This window comes from Kribbella qitaiheensis, assembly GCF_014217565.1.
Lineage (GTDB): Bacteria > Actinomycetota > Actinomycetes > Propionibacteriales > Kribbellaceae > Kribbella > Kribbella qitaiheensis_A.
Window position 1 is genome coordinate 128,555 of sequence record NZ_CP043661.1, and the last position, 15,451, is coordinate 144,005.

Below are 15,451 nucleotides of genomic sequence, written 5' to 3' on the forward strand. Positions count from 1 at the left end.
TACCGGGGAAGAGTCCGGCAGAAGGGCTTTGGTTCCATCGGGCCTGTGGAATCAACAGGATCGTCCGGCGCCGGGTCTGAGCTCAGCCCAGTTCGTCTGGCAGCGGGGTCTGAGCTCAGCCCAGTTCGTCCGGCAGCGGGGCCCGAGCTCAGCCCAGTTCGTCCGGCAGCGGGGCCCGAGCTCAGCCCAGTTCGTCCGGCAGCGGCCGGTGGTGCAGGACGTCCAGGCGGGAGACCGCTCTGGTCAGCACAACATAAAGACGGTTCAGCCCGCGGGCCTCGGCATCGACGATCGCGGCCGGTTCGACGGCGATCACATGGTCGTACTCGAGTCCCTTCGCAAGGCTCGCCGGTACCACGGCCACCCGCCCGTCTCCATCGGTGTGGACGGTCTCGATGCCGTCCTGCTGCAGCGCGGCGGTGAGATCGGCGATGGCGTCGTCGGCTGCGATGACCCCAACCGACCCTTCTTCTTTGAGAGCGGCCCGTACCGCGTCGACGCAGGTGCCGGCCAGGTCGTTGGTCTTCGTGAGCGTGTATCGGCCGTCCGTACGGAACGACCGGGTCGCCGGGACCTTGGTCCGGAGGCCCGCGAGCAGTCGGTTGGTGATGGCAACCACCGCCGCTGGGACGCGATAGCCGGTGGTCAGAGCGATCACCTCGGCTTCGGGTTTGCCGAGGTAAATGAGCTGCTCAGCCCAGTCGCGAGTGGCCCATGGCGTCGTACCTTGCGCAAGGTCGCCGAGGACAGTGATCGAGCCGTGCTCGCTGCGGCGCGCGATCGCCCTGCATTGCATGGGGGAGAGGTCTTGCGCTTCGTCGATGATCACGTGGCCGTAGCTCGGGCCGCGGCCCAGGAGAGCGCTGACCTCGTCGAGCAAGACCAGGTCCGCGGCCGTCCAGAGAGCGCTCGCCGGCTTTCTCGACCGTTTCCAGGCGATGGCTGCTTGCTCTCGTTCGCTGAGGATGCCGTCGCTCGCCTGGCTCGGATCGCTGAGAAACTCCGCCAGTACTTCGTCTGCTTTGACGGCTGGCCAGGCTTCGTCGACGGCCGGCGTAACCGCACGAGCCATCTTCCGTAGCCAGACGCCGTTGCAGTTCTGCCCTCTGGTCTCGGCCTGCCTCTGGAGTGCCGCCACCAGCCGCGAGATCACACGCTCCCGCCCGATCCCGTACGCCGTGGCTTCCGCGCGGGCATCTTCGACCATCTCCTCGAACTCGTACTGGTTGACCCGCCACCGGTACGAACTGTCCGGCACGACGACCGCGTCGCGCGGCGCCCGGAGTCGCCCGTAGAGCGCTCTCCGCAGTACGTCAGCCATTCGCCCATCGTGTTTCACCAATGCGGCCTCGGCTTCGTCGGTCGCCCGCACCTTGACCTTCTCGCCGATCAACAAGTCGTCTACCGTCGTCTGCTCGACATCCATCTCACCCAGCGTCGGCAGCACGGCGGAGATGTAATGCAGAAAGGCGCGGTTAGGCCCAAGCACCAGCACACCATTCCGCTGCAACCGAGCCCGATGCACATACAGCAGATACGCCGCCCGATGCAGCCCCACAGCAGTCTTCCCCGTCCCCGGCGCCCCCTGCACACAGATCGACTGCTCCAACTCAGCCCGAACCAACTCGTCCTGGTCCGGCTGAATAGTCGCCACAATGTCGCGCATAGGCCCCACCCGAGGCCGCTCAATCTCCGCCCGAAGAATCCCCCCAACCCCAGGAACACCTGATCCCGCCAACCCCTGCCCGCCCAGTCCGGCTCCCACGCCGTGCTCACCCGGTCCGGCTCCCACGCCGTGCCCACCCAGTCCCGCCCCCACGCCGGTTCCACCGGCGCCCGCCTCAACCGCAGCCGCGCCTCCGGAAACCTGGGTGTCTGGTTGGGGGAGGTGTTCGTCTTCGTAGCCGGTGAGGGTGGTGTTCGACCAGCCGTAGCGGCGGCGGACGGCGACGCCTTGCGGGTCTCGGGTGCCGGCCCGGTAGAACGCTGTCGACACCGGTGCGCGCCAGTCGATCACGAGCGGCGGTCGCCCGATCGCGTCCGAGATGTGCCGCCGGCCAAGGTAGTAGGCCTGACCTCGGTGCTCCCCGGCCGACTCGTCCGTCCCGTAGGCGATCCGCCCGAAGAACGGCGGACTGTCACCTTCGTCGCCAAGCTCGCGAGCCAGACTCTTCAGGTAGTACCCGAGCCGCTCAGCCGTATACCGATCCCCCCAGGTGACCTCACCGACAACCACGTTCTCCCGCGCCCCGGCAATCATCGCCCGCAACGCGTCGCCGCAGCGCCCGGCGTACTGCTGCTCCTCCTCGAGCCCCCGCATCCACCCCGCCCTTCTCGCCGGAACCTCTGTCGCAGAAAACTTAACCCGGTTAAATGTTTGTCCAGGTTAACACTTTGCTATTCTCAGCGCATGCCCGGACTACGGACCCGCAAGAAGCAGCAGACGTACGACGCGCTGTCGGCGGCTGCGATCGCCCTGTTCCTCGAACGCGGCTTCGACCAGGTCTCGGTCGCCGACATCGCCGCCGCCGCGAACGTCTCCAAGCCGACCCTCTTCAAGTACTTCGCCACCAAGCAGGACCTGGTCCTGCACCGCATCGCCGACCACGCCCACGAATCAGCCCGCCTCCTCCAGGAGGCCAACGCCGGCGCGATCCCAGCGGAAGGGCGAGTCGCGTGGGCGGCGGGGATACTGCGAGACGCGTTCGTTGCAGGGTTGGACAGGCGAGATCCGGTGACGGGACTGAACGACGATCCCGAGGTGCTGGCGTACTACCGGTTGGTGTTCGAGACGCCGACCCTGGCAATCCGGGTGCAGCAATTCATTGCCGAGGACCAGACGGCCCTGGCAGATGCCCTCGGCAACGACCTGACCGCCGAGGTCGCCGCCGCGCAGCTGATCTCCACCCAACAGGTCCTCGCCAGGCGCAACTACCGCGCGATGGCCGGCGGCATCACCGCAGCCAAGCAATACCCCACCGCCCACGCCGAAGCCCTAACCGCCTACAGCACCTTCCCAGGCACCCACCCAACCAAAAGCAACCTGCGCGAGAGCAAGTCCTGACGGTCTCGCCATCCAGCCAGCAGTCGGAGCGCCGCTCGCCGCCCTGAGAGACGGTGGCGGGACGAGGTGTTCGCGGGGGTGAGTGCGGTGGTGGGGCGAGGTGTTTGCGGGGGTGAGTGCGGTGGTGGGGCGAGGTGTTTGCGGGGGTGAGTGCGGTGGTGGGGCGAGGTGTTCGCGGGGGTGAGTGCGGTGGTGGGGCGAGGTGTTTGCGGGGGTGAGTGCGGTGGTGGGGCGAGGTGTTCGCGGGGGTGAGTGCGGTGGCGGGTTCGCGGTGTCGCGGGGATGAAGTTCGCGGTGGGTGGGTGGGGTGGGCACTAGGGTGTGGGTGTGACTGATTTGGCTGGTGGGCGGCGGGTGCTGGTGCTGAACGGACCCAATCTGGGGCGGCTTGGGTCGCGGGAGCCGGATGTGTACGGCGCGATGACGTTCGCGGATCTGGCTGCGGATTGTGAGAAGACCGGCGCCGAGCTCGGGCTCGCGGTCGAGGTCCGGCAGACCGACGACGAATCCGAGTTGGTCGGCTGGCTGCACGAGGCCGCTGATACCAAGACCCCGGTGGTGCTCAACCCGGCGGCCTTCACGCACTACTCGTACGCTCTCCGCGACGCCTGCGCCCAGCGCACCGCGCCGCTGATCGAGATCCACATCAGCAACCCGGCCGCGCGCGAGGAGTTCCGCCACACCAGCGTCGTCGCCGCCGTCGCCACCGGCACCATCGCCGGCTTCGGCGCCGACTCCTACCGCCTCGCCCTCCGAGCCCTCACCACCCTCGCCCAGTAACCCGCACGGCACCCCGTCCAAGCCCTAACCTGCGGTTGGCGGAACCGCCACCGGCACCACCGTCGGCTTCGGCGCCGACCCCTTCGCGCCGCCCCTCACCAGGCCGACCGAGTAACGCGTCACCGGACCGGGTGCCTCACCAGGCCGACCGAGTAACGCGTCACCGGACCGGGTGCCTCACCAGGCCGACCGAGTAACGCGTCACCGGACCGGGTGCCTCACCAGGCCGACCGAGTAACGCGTCACCGGACCGGGTGCCTCACCAGGCCGACCGAGTAACGCGTCACCGGACCGGGTGCCTCACCAGGCCGACCGAGTAACGCGTCACCGGACCGGGTGCCTCACCAGGCCGACCGAGTGCCTCGCCGGCGGACCGGGTGATTCCACCGCTGGGCCGTGCTGGGGTGCTCACGAAAGAGCTGGGCGGGGGTCTCTTTGGCGTTGACCAAGTCGCGCGGAGCGTTGATGGAGGAAGGAGGTTGGCCGGCTCCAGGGTCGGGGGTGCGCCTGGAGCCCCGGCCGCGGTTGCCCGCGCTACGGATGTCTTTGTGCACCCAGCTCAGTGTTCCGGACCGGTTCGGATGCTCATGCTGTGCACAAAGGCGCGGAACGCCTGCGTCGGTTGCCGCCCTTTGTCGCATCCGCGGCGAGCACTTTTCCGGGGGCGGAGTGCTCAAGTGGTGCACAAGGACGCCCGGACTGCGGGGGAACGGTCCGGACCGGGCCTCGCTCGGTCCGGCGGCCTACCTCCGGCTGCGATCAGTCCCGGAAGTAGAAAGCTGAGAGCCGGCTTCGGACCAGGTCGCGGCGTCGCTGTGGCGCTTCTACTCCGTTGTCATCGGTGGCCGGCGGAAGCTCGTACGGGATCTTCTCTTCGTGGGCGCTCAGCCGATACGCGTCGTACTTCGAGATCGGCGCGTGCTTCTCGACGTACTCGCCGTTCGGGAGCCGGAGGATGATGCCCGTCTCGCGGCCGTGCAGTACGCGCTCGCGATCGGCTCTCTGCAGCGACAACGCGATCCGCCGGGTGATCCAGAATGCGGCGAGTGGCCCGAGGAAGATCAGGATCCGGCAGATCCAGGTGATGGTGTTGATCGAGGAGTGGAAGTTGGTCGCGATCAGGTCGTTGCCGCTGTTCAGCCAGAGCACGCCGTAGAAGGTGATGATCGCGACGCCGATCCCGGTCCGGGTCGGCACGTTGCGGGGCCGATCCAGCAAGTGGTGTTCGCGTTTGTCACCGGTCACGAACTGTTCGATGAACGGATAGAGCGCCACGAACCCGATAAACAGAGGCGGCATCAACAGGGCCGGTACGACGACGTTCCAGCTGATCGTGATGCCGAACAAATGCGACTCGATGCCGGGCATCAGGCGGACCGCGCCATCGAGCCAGGCCATGTACCAGTCGGGCTGGGAACCCGCGGTGACCTCGGCCGGGTTGTACGGACCGTAGAGCCAGACGGGGTTGATCTGCAGGAGCGCGCCCATCATGGCCAGCACGCCGAAGACGACGAAGAAGAAGCCGCCGGCCTTCGCCGCGTAGACCGGCAGCAGCGGAAAGCCGACGACGTTCTTCTCGGTCCGGCCGGGGCCGGGGAACTGCGTGTGCTTGTGGTAGACGACGAGGAACAGGTGCACCGTGATCAGGCCCAGCAGGATTCCTGGGATCAACAGCACGTGCACGGTGTAGAACCGGGAGACGAAGTCGTCACCCGGGAACTCGCCGCCGAAGATGAAGAACGACATGTACGTGCCCACCACAGGCGCGGCCAGGACGAGCCCTTCGGTGATCCGCAGCCCGGTGCCGGAGAGCAGGTCGTCGGGGAGGCCGTAGCCGATGAAGCCCTCGACGATGCCGAGGAACAGCATCACGATCCCGATCAGCCAGTTCAGCTCGCGGGGTTTGCGGAACGCGCCGGTGAAGAAGGTACGCAGTAGATGAATGCTCATCGCGGCGACGAACAGCACGGCCGCCCAGTGGTGGATCTGCCGCATCAGCAGACCGCCGCGGATGTCGAACGAGATCCGCAGGGTCGACTCGTAGGCCTCCGACATGTGGAGGCCCTTGAGCAGGCTGTACGACCCTTGGTACTCCACTTCCCCCATCGACGGGGTGAACCAGAGGGTGAGGAAGATGCCGGTCAGGATCAGGATGATGAAGCTGTAGAGCGCGATCTCGCCGAGCATGAACGACCAGTGGTCGGGAAAGACCTTGCGCAGGTTCTTCTTCCCGAGCTTCCCGATGCCCAGCCGGTCGTCGAGCCACCGCAATCCCGGCGGGAACTCCTGGTTCGCCATCACTCTCACCTCCGTCGAACTTGCTCATAAGTTATGCATGCCTCGCGCGGTCGTGTAAAGCGGACCGCCTGAGCTGCATAAGTTCGGCCAGGTTCACGGGAGGTTGAGCGGGCGCAGTACCGGGTGGATGCCGTGGGCGATCTGGCGATTGCCCGGCGGGTACCGCGGCTGCGGCAGCGCGGGGGTCAGGAGATCCATCGGACGGCGGAGTTGAAGACGCCCGTCCAGTTGAAGACGGCCATGTTGTCCCAGCCGTCGCCGGATCCGTTGATGTCGGCGGGATCCCAGCCGTTGCCGGTGGTGGCGATCCAGGTCGGTTCCCAGTAGAAGACCCCGATCGCGCCGCCCGCCTTGGCCGCGTTCTGGACAGCGGTGAACGCTGCTCCTTGACCGGTCCAGGTCGCCGCGTAGCCCGAGCAGGCCGAGTTGATGCTGTTCGAGGTGCTGTCGGCATTCGCGAGCGTGAACGGCGCTGCTGTCTCTGCCAGGATCACCGGCTTGGCGTAACGGGTCCGGACATCCGAGACCACGCTGGTCAGGTTGGACATCGTGCCGTGCCAGTTGCAGTAGTACGACAGACCGGTGATGTCCCAGTTGACGCCCTTCGCGGTGATGCCGTCGTAGAACCATCGTGCGTTCGAGTCGCTGTCGGCGTCGGCGGTGTGGATGATCACCTGGGTCCCGCTGTTGCAGGCCTTGGTCGCGTTGTAGCCGGACTTCAGCAGGTTGCTGAGATTGGTGAAGTCGTTGTTGACGACCTTGCCGTCGTTCCACAGCATGCCGACGTTGATCTCGTTGCCGATCTGCACGCTGTCGGGTGTGGTGCCCTGCGCCTTGAGGCTGTTGCAGACGTTGTACGTGTAGTTGTAGACATCGGTGGTCAGCGCGCTGATGCCGTGGCTTGCCCAAGCGGCCGGCTTGGCTTGTTTGCCAGGGTCCGCCCAGGTGTCTGAGTAGTGGAAGTCGACGAGGAGTTTGAATCCTTTGGCCTTGACGGTCTTGGCGTAGGTCAACACCTTGGCCAGATTGTTGTAGCCGCTCACGGGGTTGTTCCAGATCCGCAGTCTGACGTAGTTGACGCCGGCCGACTTCAGCACCTCAAGCGGATCGGCCGCCACGCCGGCGGACGTGTAGTACTTCGCGCCTACCTCGATGCCGCGCTGCAACGAGGACACGTCAGCCCCTCGCATGGACAGCGTGCTGGTGACCTGCGCATCGGCACTTGCTGTCGTCCCTGTTGCTGCGAGCACTGTCACCAGCAGTGCTCCCAGAATCGTGACTTTCCTGGTGGACATGGCATCTCCTTGGGTTTAGCGGGGTGGGTCCGGGGCGAAGTCGTGGGCGGCGGGGAGCAGCCTGTCGTGGAAATCGAAGAGGGCCTGGTTCTCCCAGGCGTTGCCTGAGGTGGGGTCGGCCGGGTCCCAGCCGTTGCCGGCGGCGGCGGTCCAGGCGGGCTCCCAGTAGACGGTGCCGATTCCGCGCCCACCCGGTGCCGCGGCGACGGCGTCCTGTACTGAGCGGAACGCCGCTGCCTGACCTTGCGGGGTAGCCGGGTAGCCGGGCACCAGCTCGGAATCGAGGTCGATGATGTTCGGGTACGGTGCGTCGGCGTCATCCGCCAGCGTGAACGGGTAGGCGGTTTCGACCACCAGTACGTCGCGGTCGTAGCGGGCCGACAGCGTGCTGATCGCCGCCTGGAGATCGGCGAGACTGCCGTGCCAGTAGCCGTAGTAGGACAAGCCGATGACGTCGAACGGCACACCCCGGCTCACGACGTTGTCGAACCACCAGGTCAGCGAGTCGACGCCGTTGTTGATGTTCGTCAGGTGCAACAGGATCTGGGTCCTGGGGTCGACGGCCTTCACCGCCCGCTGACCCGCCTTGAGGAACGAGGCGAGGTTGTCCCACTGCGCTCCCACCACCTCGTCGTCCGGGTTGACGTCCCAGGTCTGCCCGAGCGGCCACAGCATGCCCGGATTGATCTCGTTGCCGATCTGGACGTAATCGGCAGTGATCCCTGCCGCCTTCAGCGCGGTGAGAACCTGGTGCGTGTGCTCGTAGACCTTCGTGGCGACCTGCGGAGCGGTGAGGCCCTGCCAGGCCGCCGGCATCGTCTGGCTGCCGGGATCGGTCCAGCGGTCGGAGTAGTGGAAGTCCACCAGGAGTTTCTGATGCGCCTTCTTGATCCGGCGCGCGGTGGCGACGACCTGCGAGGTGGTGTTGTACCCGTCGGCCGGGTCGACCCAGACCTTGAGCCGGCCGAGGTTCGCGCCCGCATCGGCCAGGATCCGTACTGCGTCACCACGGCGGCCGTCGGCGGTGCGGTAGACGGCGCCGAAGTCCTCGTTCTTCGCCAGGCTGGACAGATCCGCACCCCGGATCGCCCTGGTGACCCGGCCGGGACTCAGTGTCAGCCGGTTGAAGGTAGCCCAGTCGCCAGGACCACCTTTGGTCGTCAGGCGCACCGTGCAGCGCGAGCTGGTCACCAGCGCCGAGACGGCCACCCGGACCCACGCCTGGTCCTGGGCGGTCACCGGCGCGACGGCGTACCGGTCACTGCCGCATCCCTGCAGGCTGATCGTCGTCGCTCCGATCAGGCCGCCGGTCCTGACGTAGGCGGCGAACGTCCACCAACCACGGGACAACCCGACCACGTTCTGACTGGTGCTGACGGCGAAGCGGTCCGCTGAGCGATGTGCCAGCTGAGCGCCGGTGTCACCGGTCTCTGTCTTCGCGGCGGTGCGTGTGCCGGTGACCTGCCAGCCCGACAGGCCGGCCTCGAAGTCCCCATTCCGCAGTACGGCGGCGGACGCGTCGGCCCTGGCTATGCCGACGCCGCAGATCAGTGATCCGCCGGCCAACAGGACGGCGGCCTTTCGGGCGAGCCTCACGATTGTTCTCCTTCAGCTGGTGCGCAGGACCCGGACGGCGCCGGCCGGCACCGTGATCGTGGTCGCGTGGTCGGTGCCGGTGAGCAATTCGGTGCCTTGAGCAACGACCTCGGCGGGTTCGGCGGAGTTGTTGATGAGGAACAGGTAGTCACCGCGCTGGATGAGGTCGAGGTCGGCCGGCAGATCGCGCCGAGGGCCGATTCCCGCGTCGGCGTACACGGCAGACATCACGGTGGCGAGCGAATCCGAAGTGAACCGGGTGGCGACGTACCAGGCGGCGCCGTTCTGGTGGCGCCGGCGAGTGAGCGCGGGTCCACCTGCGACCGGACCGTCGACGAATCGCCCGAGCACTTCGGTTGCGTCCGAGGTGGGGACGACCTGCTCGCTCCAGACGTCACCGGACAGGTGGGCGTTCAGACCCTCCACGGTCAGCGAGTCGCCCGCCCGAAGTGGCGCGAATTCCTCGACAGTGAGCCCGAGCACGTCACCCAGCGGCCCGATCAACCCCTGCGGATGGACGCCGTCGTTCTCGTCCACGATGCCGGAGAAGTACGAAACGAGGAGATGGCCACCGGCGGCGACGTACTCGTCGAGGTTGTCCGCCGCGGGCTGGTCGAGCAGATACAGCTGTGGAGCGATCACCAGCTTGTACTTCGAAAGGTCGGCGGCCGGGTGCGCGAAGTCGACGGCGACCTTGTCCTGCCAGAGCCGCTGGTAGAACGCCTCGGTGCGCTCTCGATGGCCGAGATCGACGCTGGGCCGCCAGTCGAGGTCCTGTGCCCAGTTGGACTCCCAGTCCCACAGGATCGCGACGTCCGCGCTGCTCCGGCTGCCCCGAACCTCGCCGAGGGTTTCCACCACCTGGCCGAGGTCGACCACCTCGCGCCAGGTCCGCGTCGTGGCGCCACCGTGCGGCAGCATCGCCGAATGGAACTTCTCGGCACCCTTGCGGGAGGCGCGCCACTGGAAGAACAGCAGCGCATCGGCTCCACGGGCCAGGTGGGTCAAGGAGTTGCGGGCCATCTCGCCAGGCTGTTTCGCCAGGTTGCGGGGCTGCCAGTTGACCGCAGAGGTGGAGTGTTCCATCAGCATCCACGGGTTGCCCTGGGCAAGGGATCTGGTCAGGTCGGCGTCCATGGCCAACAGCACGTGGCTGTCAGGGCGTTCGGCGGTCAGGTAGTGGTCGTTCGCGACCAGGTCGACCTCTTGGGCCCAGGCCCAGTAGTTGATCCCGGGGCAGCTGGAAGCCATGAAGTTGGTGGTGATCGGCAGGCCGGGGGAGTGCTGCCTGATGAGGTCGCGCTCGAGGACGAAACACTGGCGCAGCGCGTGGTCGCTGAATCTGGCGAAGTCGAGTCGCTGGGACGGGTTGAGGACGCTCGCGGCCGCGGCCGGAGTACGGATCTCGTCGAGGTCGCCGTACCGCTGACCCCAGAAGTGCGTGCCCCAGGCCTCGTTGATCGCGTCCAGCGAGCCGTAGCGGTCGAGCAGCCAGCGGCGGAACGCGATCGCCGAGAACTCCCCGTGGCACTCGAGCACCGGAGCGCCGTACTCGTTGTGCACGTGCCACATCGCGACCGCGGGGTGAGTGCCGTACCGCGAAGCGAGGGCGCCCGTGATCCGGGCGACCGCGTCCAGGTAGGCGGGAGCGCTGGGACTCATCGCCCCTCGTGATCCCGGTCCCAGCCGCCGGCCGTCGGCGTCGACCACCCAGGCCCCGGGATGGGCGCGGTAGAGCCAGGCCGGCGGCGCCGCGGTCGGCGTGCCGAGATCGACGCGGATACCTGCCGCGTGCAGCAGTTCCAGGATCCGGTCGAGCCGGCTGAAGTCGAACTCACCAGGACGCGGTTCGAGCATCGCCCAGGAGAAGATCCCGACGCTGACCAGGTCGACGCCCGCTTCGCCCATCCGGGCGATGTCCTCGTGCCAGGTCGCCTCCGGCCACTGCTCGGGGTTGTAGTCACCGCCGAAGGCGAGGCCGCGAAGGCCCGGCGGCCAGGCGAGGACCAGCTCGGAACCGGTGAGCTGATCGAGACGGTCCAGACTCATGAAACTCCTTCTGCGCCGACCAGGAATGGGAACGGTCCCAATAGAAGCATGAGAGTTATTCCGTTGTGAAGAGGGGAATCTCGGCGTTGACATCTGCTGGGCATCCTGTCGTAATGGGACCGGTCACAGTCGAGCACGACAAGAACGGATGGGCATCATGGGCCGGAGAGGTTTCGCCGCGATCGTTATCGCGGCCGCACTGTTGGCGACCGGATGTTCGGGGCAGGATCAGCCCGAGCAGCAGGCGACCGGACCGGTCAGCCTGACGTTTTGGACCTGGGCGCCCAACATGGACAAGGTCGTCGCGTTGTGGAACCAGAAGAACCCGGACATCAAGGTCACCGTCAACAAGCAGGACGGCGGCGACCCTGCCGTCACCAAGCTGCTGACCGCGACGAAGGCGGGCAGTGGCGCCCCTGACGTCATGCAGGCGGAGTACCAGAAGATCCCGACCCTGGTCGCGGCCGAGGCGCTCGCGGACATCTCCAAGGACCTCGACCCGGCCGTCGCCAAGGCGTTTCCGGAAGCGGTCTGGGGCGGCGTGACGCTCGGTTCCGACGCCGTGTACGCCGTACCGCAGGACACCGGTCCGATGGTCTTCTACTACCGCGAGGACGTCTTCAAGCGTCTCGGTCTGCAGGTCCCGAAGACCTGGGCGGAGTACGCCGAGGCCGCGCGGAAGATTCACCAAGCCGACCCGAAGCAGTACCTCGGCACGTTCTCGGCGGCGGACGCGGGCTGGTTCGCCGGCCTCGCCCAGCAAGCCGGCGCATCCTGGTGGGGCGTCGATGGGCAGTCCTGGTCGGTCGCCATCGACAGTGAGGCGACGCGGAAGGTCGCCGACTTCTGGGGCGGCCTGGTCGAGGAAGGTGTCATCGGCAACAAGCCCATGTACACCCCGGCCTGGAATGCGGGCCTCAACAACGGCACCCAGGTCGGCTGGGTCAGCGCGGTCTGGGGACCGGGCGTGCTGGAAGGCAATGCGGCCAAGACGGCCGGCAAGTGGAAGCTGGCTGCGATGCCCCAGTGGGACGCCGGTAAGGAGGCCACTGGTGCGTGGGGTGGATCGGCCACCGGCGTGACGAGTCAGAGCAAGCACGCGGTTCAGGCCGCGAAGTTCGCCGCCTGGTTGAACACCGACCCCGAAGCCGTCAGGGCACTGGCTCAGATCAGTGGCGTCTACCCGGCCGCGACCGCCGGTCAGACCGACGCGCTGACCACGCCGCCGAAGTTCTTCGCCAACCAGCCCGACTTCTACCAGACCGCGGCCAAGGCGGCAGGAACCGTTGCCCCGTTCACCTACGGCCCCAACGTGAACGTCGCCTACAACGCCTACAACGACGCGTTCGGCAAGGCGGCCGACACGAAGAAGAAGTCGGCGTTCCTGACCGCGCTCACCTCGATGCAGGCGACGACGATCAAGGATCTGACCGACGGCGGCTTCACCGTCGCCAAATGAGAGCGTCAGCTCGCCGGCGTCCGCCCCGCAAGGTCGCACCGTACGTCTTCCTGGCACCGGCCATCCTGCTCTTCGCGGGCTTCATGGCCGCGCCGATCGGCTACGCCGTCTACCTGAGCTTCCGTGCGACGAAGGTGAGCGGTCTCGGTCTCGGCAAGGGCGCCCGCCGGGAGGTATGGGCCGGGTTGGCGAACTATCGACGGTCACTGGCCGATCCCGAGTTCGTCGACAGCGTGGGCAGGGTCGCCCTCTACGGCCTGTTACTGGTTCCGGTGATGATGGGCCTGGCCTTGCTCTTCGCGCTCCTGCTCGACAGCGGGCGCGCCCGTGGCCGCGGGTTCTCCCGGACGGCGATCTTCCTTCCGTACGCCGTACCCGCGGTGATCGCCTCGCTGCTGTGGGGGTTCCTCTACCTGCCCGACGTGAGCCCTTTCGCCCACGTCGCGGGCCAGCTCGCGCTGCCGTCGCCGGAGTTGATGTCGTCGCGGTACATCCTGTTCGCGGTCGCCAACATCGCCCTGTGGGGAGGCGTCGGCTTCAACATGATCGTGCTCTACACCTCACTCGGTGCGATCTCGTCCGACCTGTCCGAGGCAGCCCGGCTCGACGGCGCCGGCGAACGCCAGATCGCGCTGCGGATCAAAGTGCCGATCATCGCGCCGTCGCTGATCATGACGTTCGTCTTCTCCTTGATCGCGACGTTGCAGGTCTTCGCCGAGCCGACCACCCTGCGCCCGCTCACCAACAACATCTCGACCACCTGGACGCCACTCATGAAGGTCTACCGCGACGCGTTCACCCGTGACGACGTGTACTCCGCGGCCGCCACCTCCGTCGTCATCGCACTGGCGACCCTCGTGCTCTCGTTCGGCTTCCTCCGCCTGGTCGGACGCCGGGCCTTCGGTCAGGAGGCGCGGCCATGACGGACCTGCTGACTTCGACCGTTCGATCGGCGGAGCTGCCGATGGTGCCGGTTCGGCGCAAACGCCGCCGGAGCTGCCCATTGGCCACGGTGATCCTGCTCGCCGGTGCGCTCTACTGCCTCCTCCCGGTCGTGTGGGTGCTGGTGGCATCCACCAAGAGCGGCAGTGAGCTGTTCTCCACCTTCACCTTCGCACCGGGCACGAGTCTGCTGCACAACGTCGGCGACCTCACGGCGTACCGGGGTGGGTTGTTCTGGCGGTGGATGCTCAACACAGTCCTGTACGCCGGGGGCGGCGCCGCCTTGTCGGTAGTCGTCTCCGCGATGGCTGGGTTCGCCCTGGCGAAGTACTCGTTTCCGGGGAAGTCGGCGCTGTTCAATGTGCTGCTGGCCGGGATCTTGGTGCCGGGCGTGATCCTGGCGATTCCGCAGTACCTGCTGCTGGCGCACGTGGGGCTGACGAACACCTACTGGTCCGTGCTGTTGCCGAGCATCATCAGTCCGTACGGGATCTACCTTGCGCGGATCTATGCGGCAGCGGCCGTGCCGGATGAGGTGGTCGAGGCGGCCAGGGCTGATGGGGCCGGCGCCGCGCGACTCTTTGTCGATGTCGTGCTGCCGATGATGAGGCCGGGCCTGGTGACGATCTTCTTGTTCCAGTTCGTCGCGATCTGGAACAACTTCCTGCTGCCCTACATCATGCTCGGCAACGACAAGTTGTTCCCACTCACCGTCGGGCTCAACGGCCTGCTCAACCAGGGCGCCTCGCAGCCGGCGCTCTACACGCTTGTGATCACGGGGTCCTTGCTGTCGATCGTCCCGTTGACGGCTCTTTTCCTCAGCCTGCAACGGTACTGGCAGACCGACCTTGCGGCCGGTGCGGTCAAGGCTTGAGTAGCCTGGGGACCGTGCCGGAAACCTCGAAGCAGCGCCGCCCGACCATCCGGGACGTGGCCCGGGAGGCCGGGGTCTCCCGGGGTACCGTCTCGCGGGTCCTGAACGGCGGCCACATGGTCTCCAGCGAGGCGCTCGCCGCGGTGACGGCGGCGATCGAGCGGACCGGGTTCTCGGCCAACCAACACGCCAGGTCGCTGGCGACCGGCCGCGCGAACTCGATCGCGTTCTTGCTCACCGAGTCCCAGGATCTGCTCTTCGACGACCCGAACTTCTCCGCTCTGCTGCGTGGCTGCGCGGCGGCGCTCAGCAAGCTCAACATCCCGCTCGTGCTGATGTTCGCCAGCAGTGCGGAGGAACGCCGGCAGACCATCGAGTTCATCAGCGGCGGCCACGTCGACGGCGTGCTGCTGGTCTCGTCCCATGCGGGCGACCCGGTCCTGCCACAACTACTGAAGGCGCAGATTCCGGTGGTCGCCTCCGGCCGCCCGCTCGGTTTCGAACGCAAGATCGGGTACGTCGGCGCCGATGACTACGAGGGCGCCCGCCAGATGACCCAGCATCTGCTGGATGGCGGACGGCGCCGGATCGCGACCATCACCGGGCCGCTGGACACCTCCGGCGGCGTCGACCGGCTGGCCGGGTACAAGGAGGCTCTCGGCGACGCGGTCGATCCTGCCCTGATCGTTTCCGGGGACTACACCCGCCAGAGCGGTGAGAAGCGAATGCTGCAGCTCCTGGAGGTGGCACCGGACCTTGACGCTGTTTTCGTCGCCTCCGACCTGATGGCCGTCGGTGCGCTGACGGTCCTGCGGCAGGCCGGCCGGGACGTGCCCGCCGATGTCGCCGTCGCCGGGTTCGACGACGCGCCGCTGGCCAACTCGGTCGACCCGCTGCTGACGACCGTCCACCAGCCCCTCGACCGGATCGGCGCCGAGATGGTCCGGCTGCTCGTCGAGGTCATCGACGGCAACGAGCCACTCGCCGTCACCGTCCCCACCCACCTGGTGATCCGCCAGTCCACCTGAATCCCGAGCAGGCCCGTGCTCGCTGAAATCTCTGCACAAGTTATGCAGGTGAGATGCTGGCCTGGA

The 15,451-nt window shown here is 67.1% G+C and carries 11 protein-coding genes; 6 read left to right on the top strand and 5 right to left on the bottom strand.

Going from position 1 to position 15,451, the window contains the following annotated elements; genetic code table 11:
• Positions 1–181 precede the first annotated feature (181 nt).
• Positions 182–2,320: a HelD family protein gene (locus tag F1D05_RS00590; protein ID WP_185445261.1), complete on the bottom strand. Its 2,139-nt coding sequence runs from the start codon at positions 2,318–2,320 to the stop codon at positions 182–184.
• Positions 2,321–2,410: 90 nt separating this feature from the next.
• Here F1D05_RS00590 and F1D05_RS00595 point away from each other — a divergent pair, with 90 nt between their 5' ends.
• Positions 2,411–3,064, top strand: coding sequence for a TetR/AcrR family transcriptional regulator (locus tag F1D05_RS00595; protein WP_185445263.1), 654 nt, complete (start codon positions 2,411–2,413; stop codon positions 3,062–3,064).
• Between the two features lie 336 nt (positions 3,065–3,400).
• On the top strand, positions 3,401–3,844 hold the full coding sequence (gene aroQ / locus F1D05_RS00600) for a type II 3-dehydroquinate dehydratase (protein ID WP_428995048.1): 444 nt from the start codon (positions 3,401–3,403) through the stop codon (positions 3,842–3,844).
• A 759-nt stretch (positions 3,845–4,603) separates the two neighbouring features.
• On the opposite strand, the gene qcrB is transcribed toward aroQ, so the two are convergent.
• The 4 genes from qcrB to F1D05_RS00620 all read right to left on the bottom strand — a co-directional run bounded on the left by qcrB (position 4,604) and on the right by F1D05_RS00620 (position 11,082).
• Positions 4,604–6,142 (bottom strand): cytochrome bc1 complex cytochrome b subunit, encoded by a 1,539-nt coding sequence (qcrB, locus tag F1D05_RS00605; RefSeq protein ID WP_185445268.1) that lies wholly within the window; start codon positions 6,140–6,142, stop codon positions 4,604–4,606.
• Between the two features lie 185 nt (positions 6,143–6,327).
• A complete protein-coding gene (locus F1D05_RS00610; protein ID WP_185445270.1) occupies positions 6,328–7,437 on the bottom strand; it encodes a glycoside hydrolase family 53 protein in 1,110 nt (369 codons plus the stop codon).
• 15 nt (positions 7,438–7,452) lie between these two features.
• Entirely contained in the window at positions 7,453–9,033 is a 1,581-nt protein-coding gene (locus F1D05_RS00615) for a glycoside hydrolase family 53 protein (RefSeq protein WP_246486338.1), read from the bottom strand.
• A gap of 12 nt (positions 9,034–9,045) precedes the next feature.
• Positions 9,046–11,082, bottom strand: coding sequence for a beta-galactosidase (locus tag F1D05_RS00620; RefSeq protein ID WP_185445272.1), 2,037 nt, complete (start codon positions 11,080–11,082; stop codon positions 9,046–9,048).
• A gap of 157 nt (positions 11,083–11,239) precedes the next feature.
• Here F1D05_RS00620 and F1D05_RS00625 point away from each other — a divergent pair, with 157 nt between their 5' ends.
• Genes F1D05_RS00625 through F1D05_RS00640 form a run of 4 tightly spaced genes read left to right on the top strand, consistent with a single transcriptional unit; the run spans position 11,240 to position 15,385 of the window.
• Positions 11,240–12,541 carry an ABC transporter substrate-binding protein gene (locus tag F1D05_RS00625; protein WP_185445274.1) on the top strand — a complete coding sequence of 434 codons (1,302 nt, stop codon included), beginning with the start codon at positions 11,240–11,242 and terminating at the stop codon, positions 12,539–12,541.
• A complete protein-coding gene (locus F1D05_RS00630) occupies positions 12,538–13,464 on the top strand; it encodes a carbohydrate ABC transporter permease (protein WP_185445276.1) in 927 nt (308 codons plus the stop codon). The genes F1D05_RS00625 and F1D05_RS00630 overlap by 4 nt, the downstream gene beginning before the upstream one ends.
• Complete coding sequence (locus F1D05_RS00635) at positions 13,461–14,357, top strand: carbohydrate ABC transporter permease (RefSeq protein WP_185445278.1); 897 nt, start codon at positions 13,461–13,463, stop codon at positions 14,355–14,357. Before F1D05_RS00630 ends, F1D05_RS00635 begins: the two co-directional genes overlap by 4 nt.
• Positions 14,358–14,371: 14 nt before the next feature.
• Positions 14,372–15,385 carry a LacI family DNA-binding transcriptional regulator gene (locus F1D05_RS00640; RefSeq protein WP_185445280.1) on the top strand — a complete coding sequence of 338 codons (1,014 nt, stop codon included), beginning with the start codon at positions 14,372–14,374 and terminating at the stop codon, positions 15,383–15,385.
• The last annotated feature ends 66 nt before the right edge of the window (positions 15,386–15,451 follow it).

What these genes read in the sequence shown, in the direction of transcription:
- F1D05_RS00590 (WP_185445261.1), bottom strand. Translation starts at nt 2,320, where the DNA reads ATGCGGGGGCTCGAGGAGGAGCAGCAGTACGCCGGGCGCTGCGGCGAC.
- F1D05_RS00635 (WP_185445278.1), top strand. Translation starts at nt 13,461, where the DNA reads ATGACGGACCTGCTGACTTCGACCGTTCGATCGGCGGAGCTGCCGATG.
- F1D05_RS00610 (WP_185445270.1), bottom strand. Translation starts at nt 7,437, where the DNA reads ATGTCCACCAGGAAAGTCACGATTCTGGGAGCACTGCTGGTGACAGTG.
- F1D05_RS00625 (WP_185445274.1), top strand. Translation starts at nt 11,240, where the DNA reads ATGGGCCGGAGAGGTTTCGCCGCGATCGTTATCGCGGCCGCACTGTTG.
- F1D05_RS00630 (WP_185445276.1), top strand. Translation starts at nt 12,538, where the DNA reads ATGAGAGCGTCAGCTCGCCGGCGTCCGCCCCGCAAGGTCGCACCGTAC.
- F1D05_RS00595 (WP_185445263.1), top strand. Translation starts at nt 2,411, where the DNA reads ATGCCCGGACTACGGACCCGCAAGAAGCAGCAGACGTACGACGCGCTG.
- qcrB (WP_185445268.1), bottom strand. Translation starts at nt 6,142, where the DNA reads ATGGCGAACCAGGAGTTCCCGCCGGGATTGCGGTGGCTCGACGACCGG.
- F1D05_RS00620 (WP_185445272.1), bottom strand. Translation starts at nt 11,082, where the DNA reads ATGAGTCTGGACCGTCTCGATCAGCTCACCGGTTCCGAGCTGGTCCTC.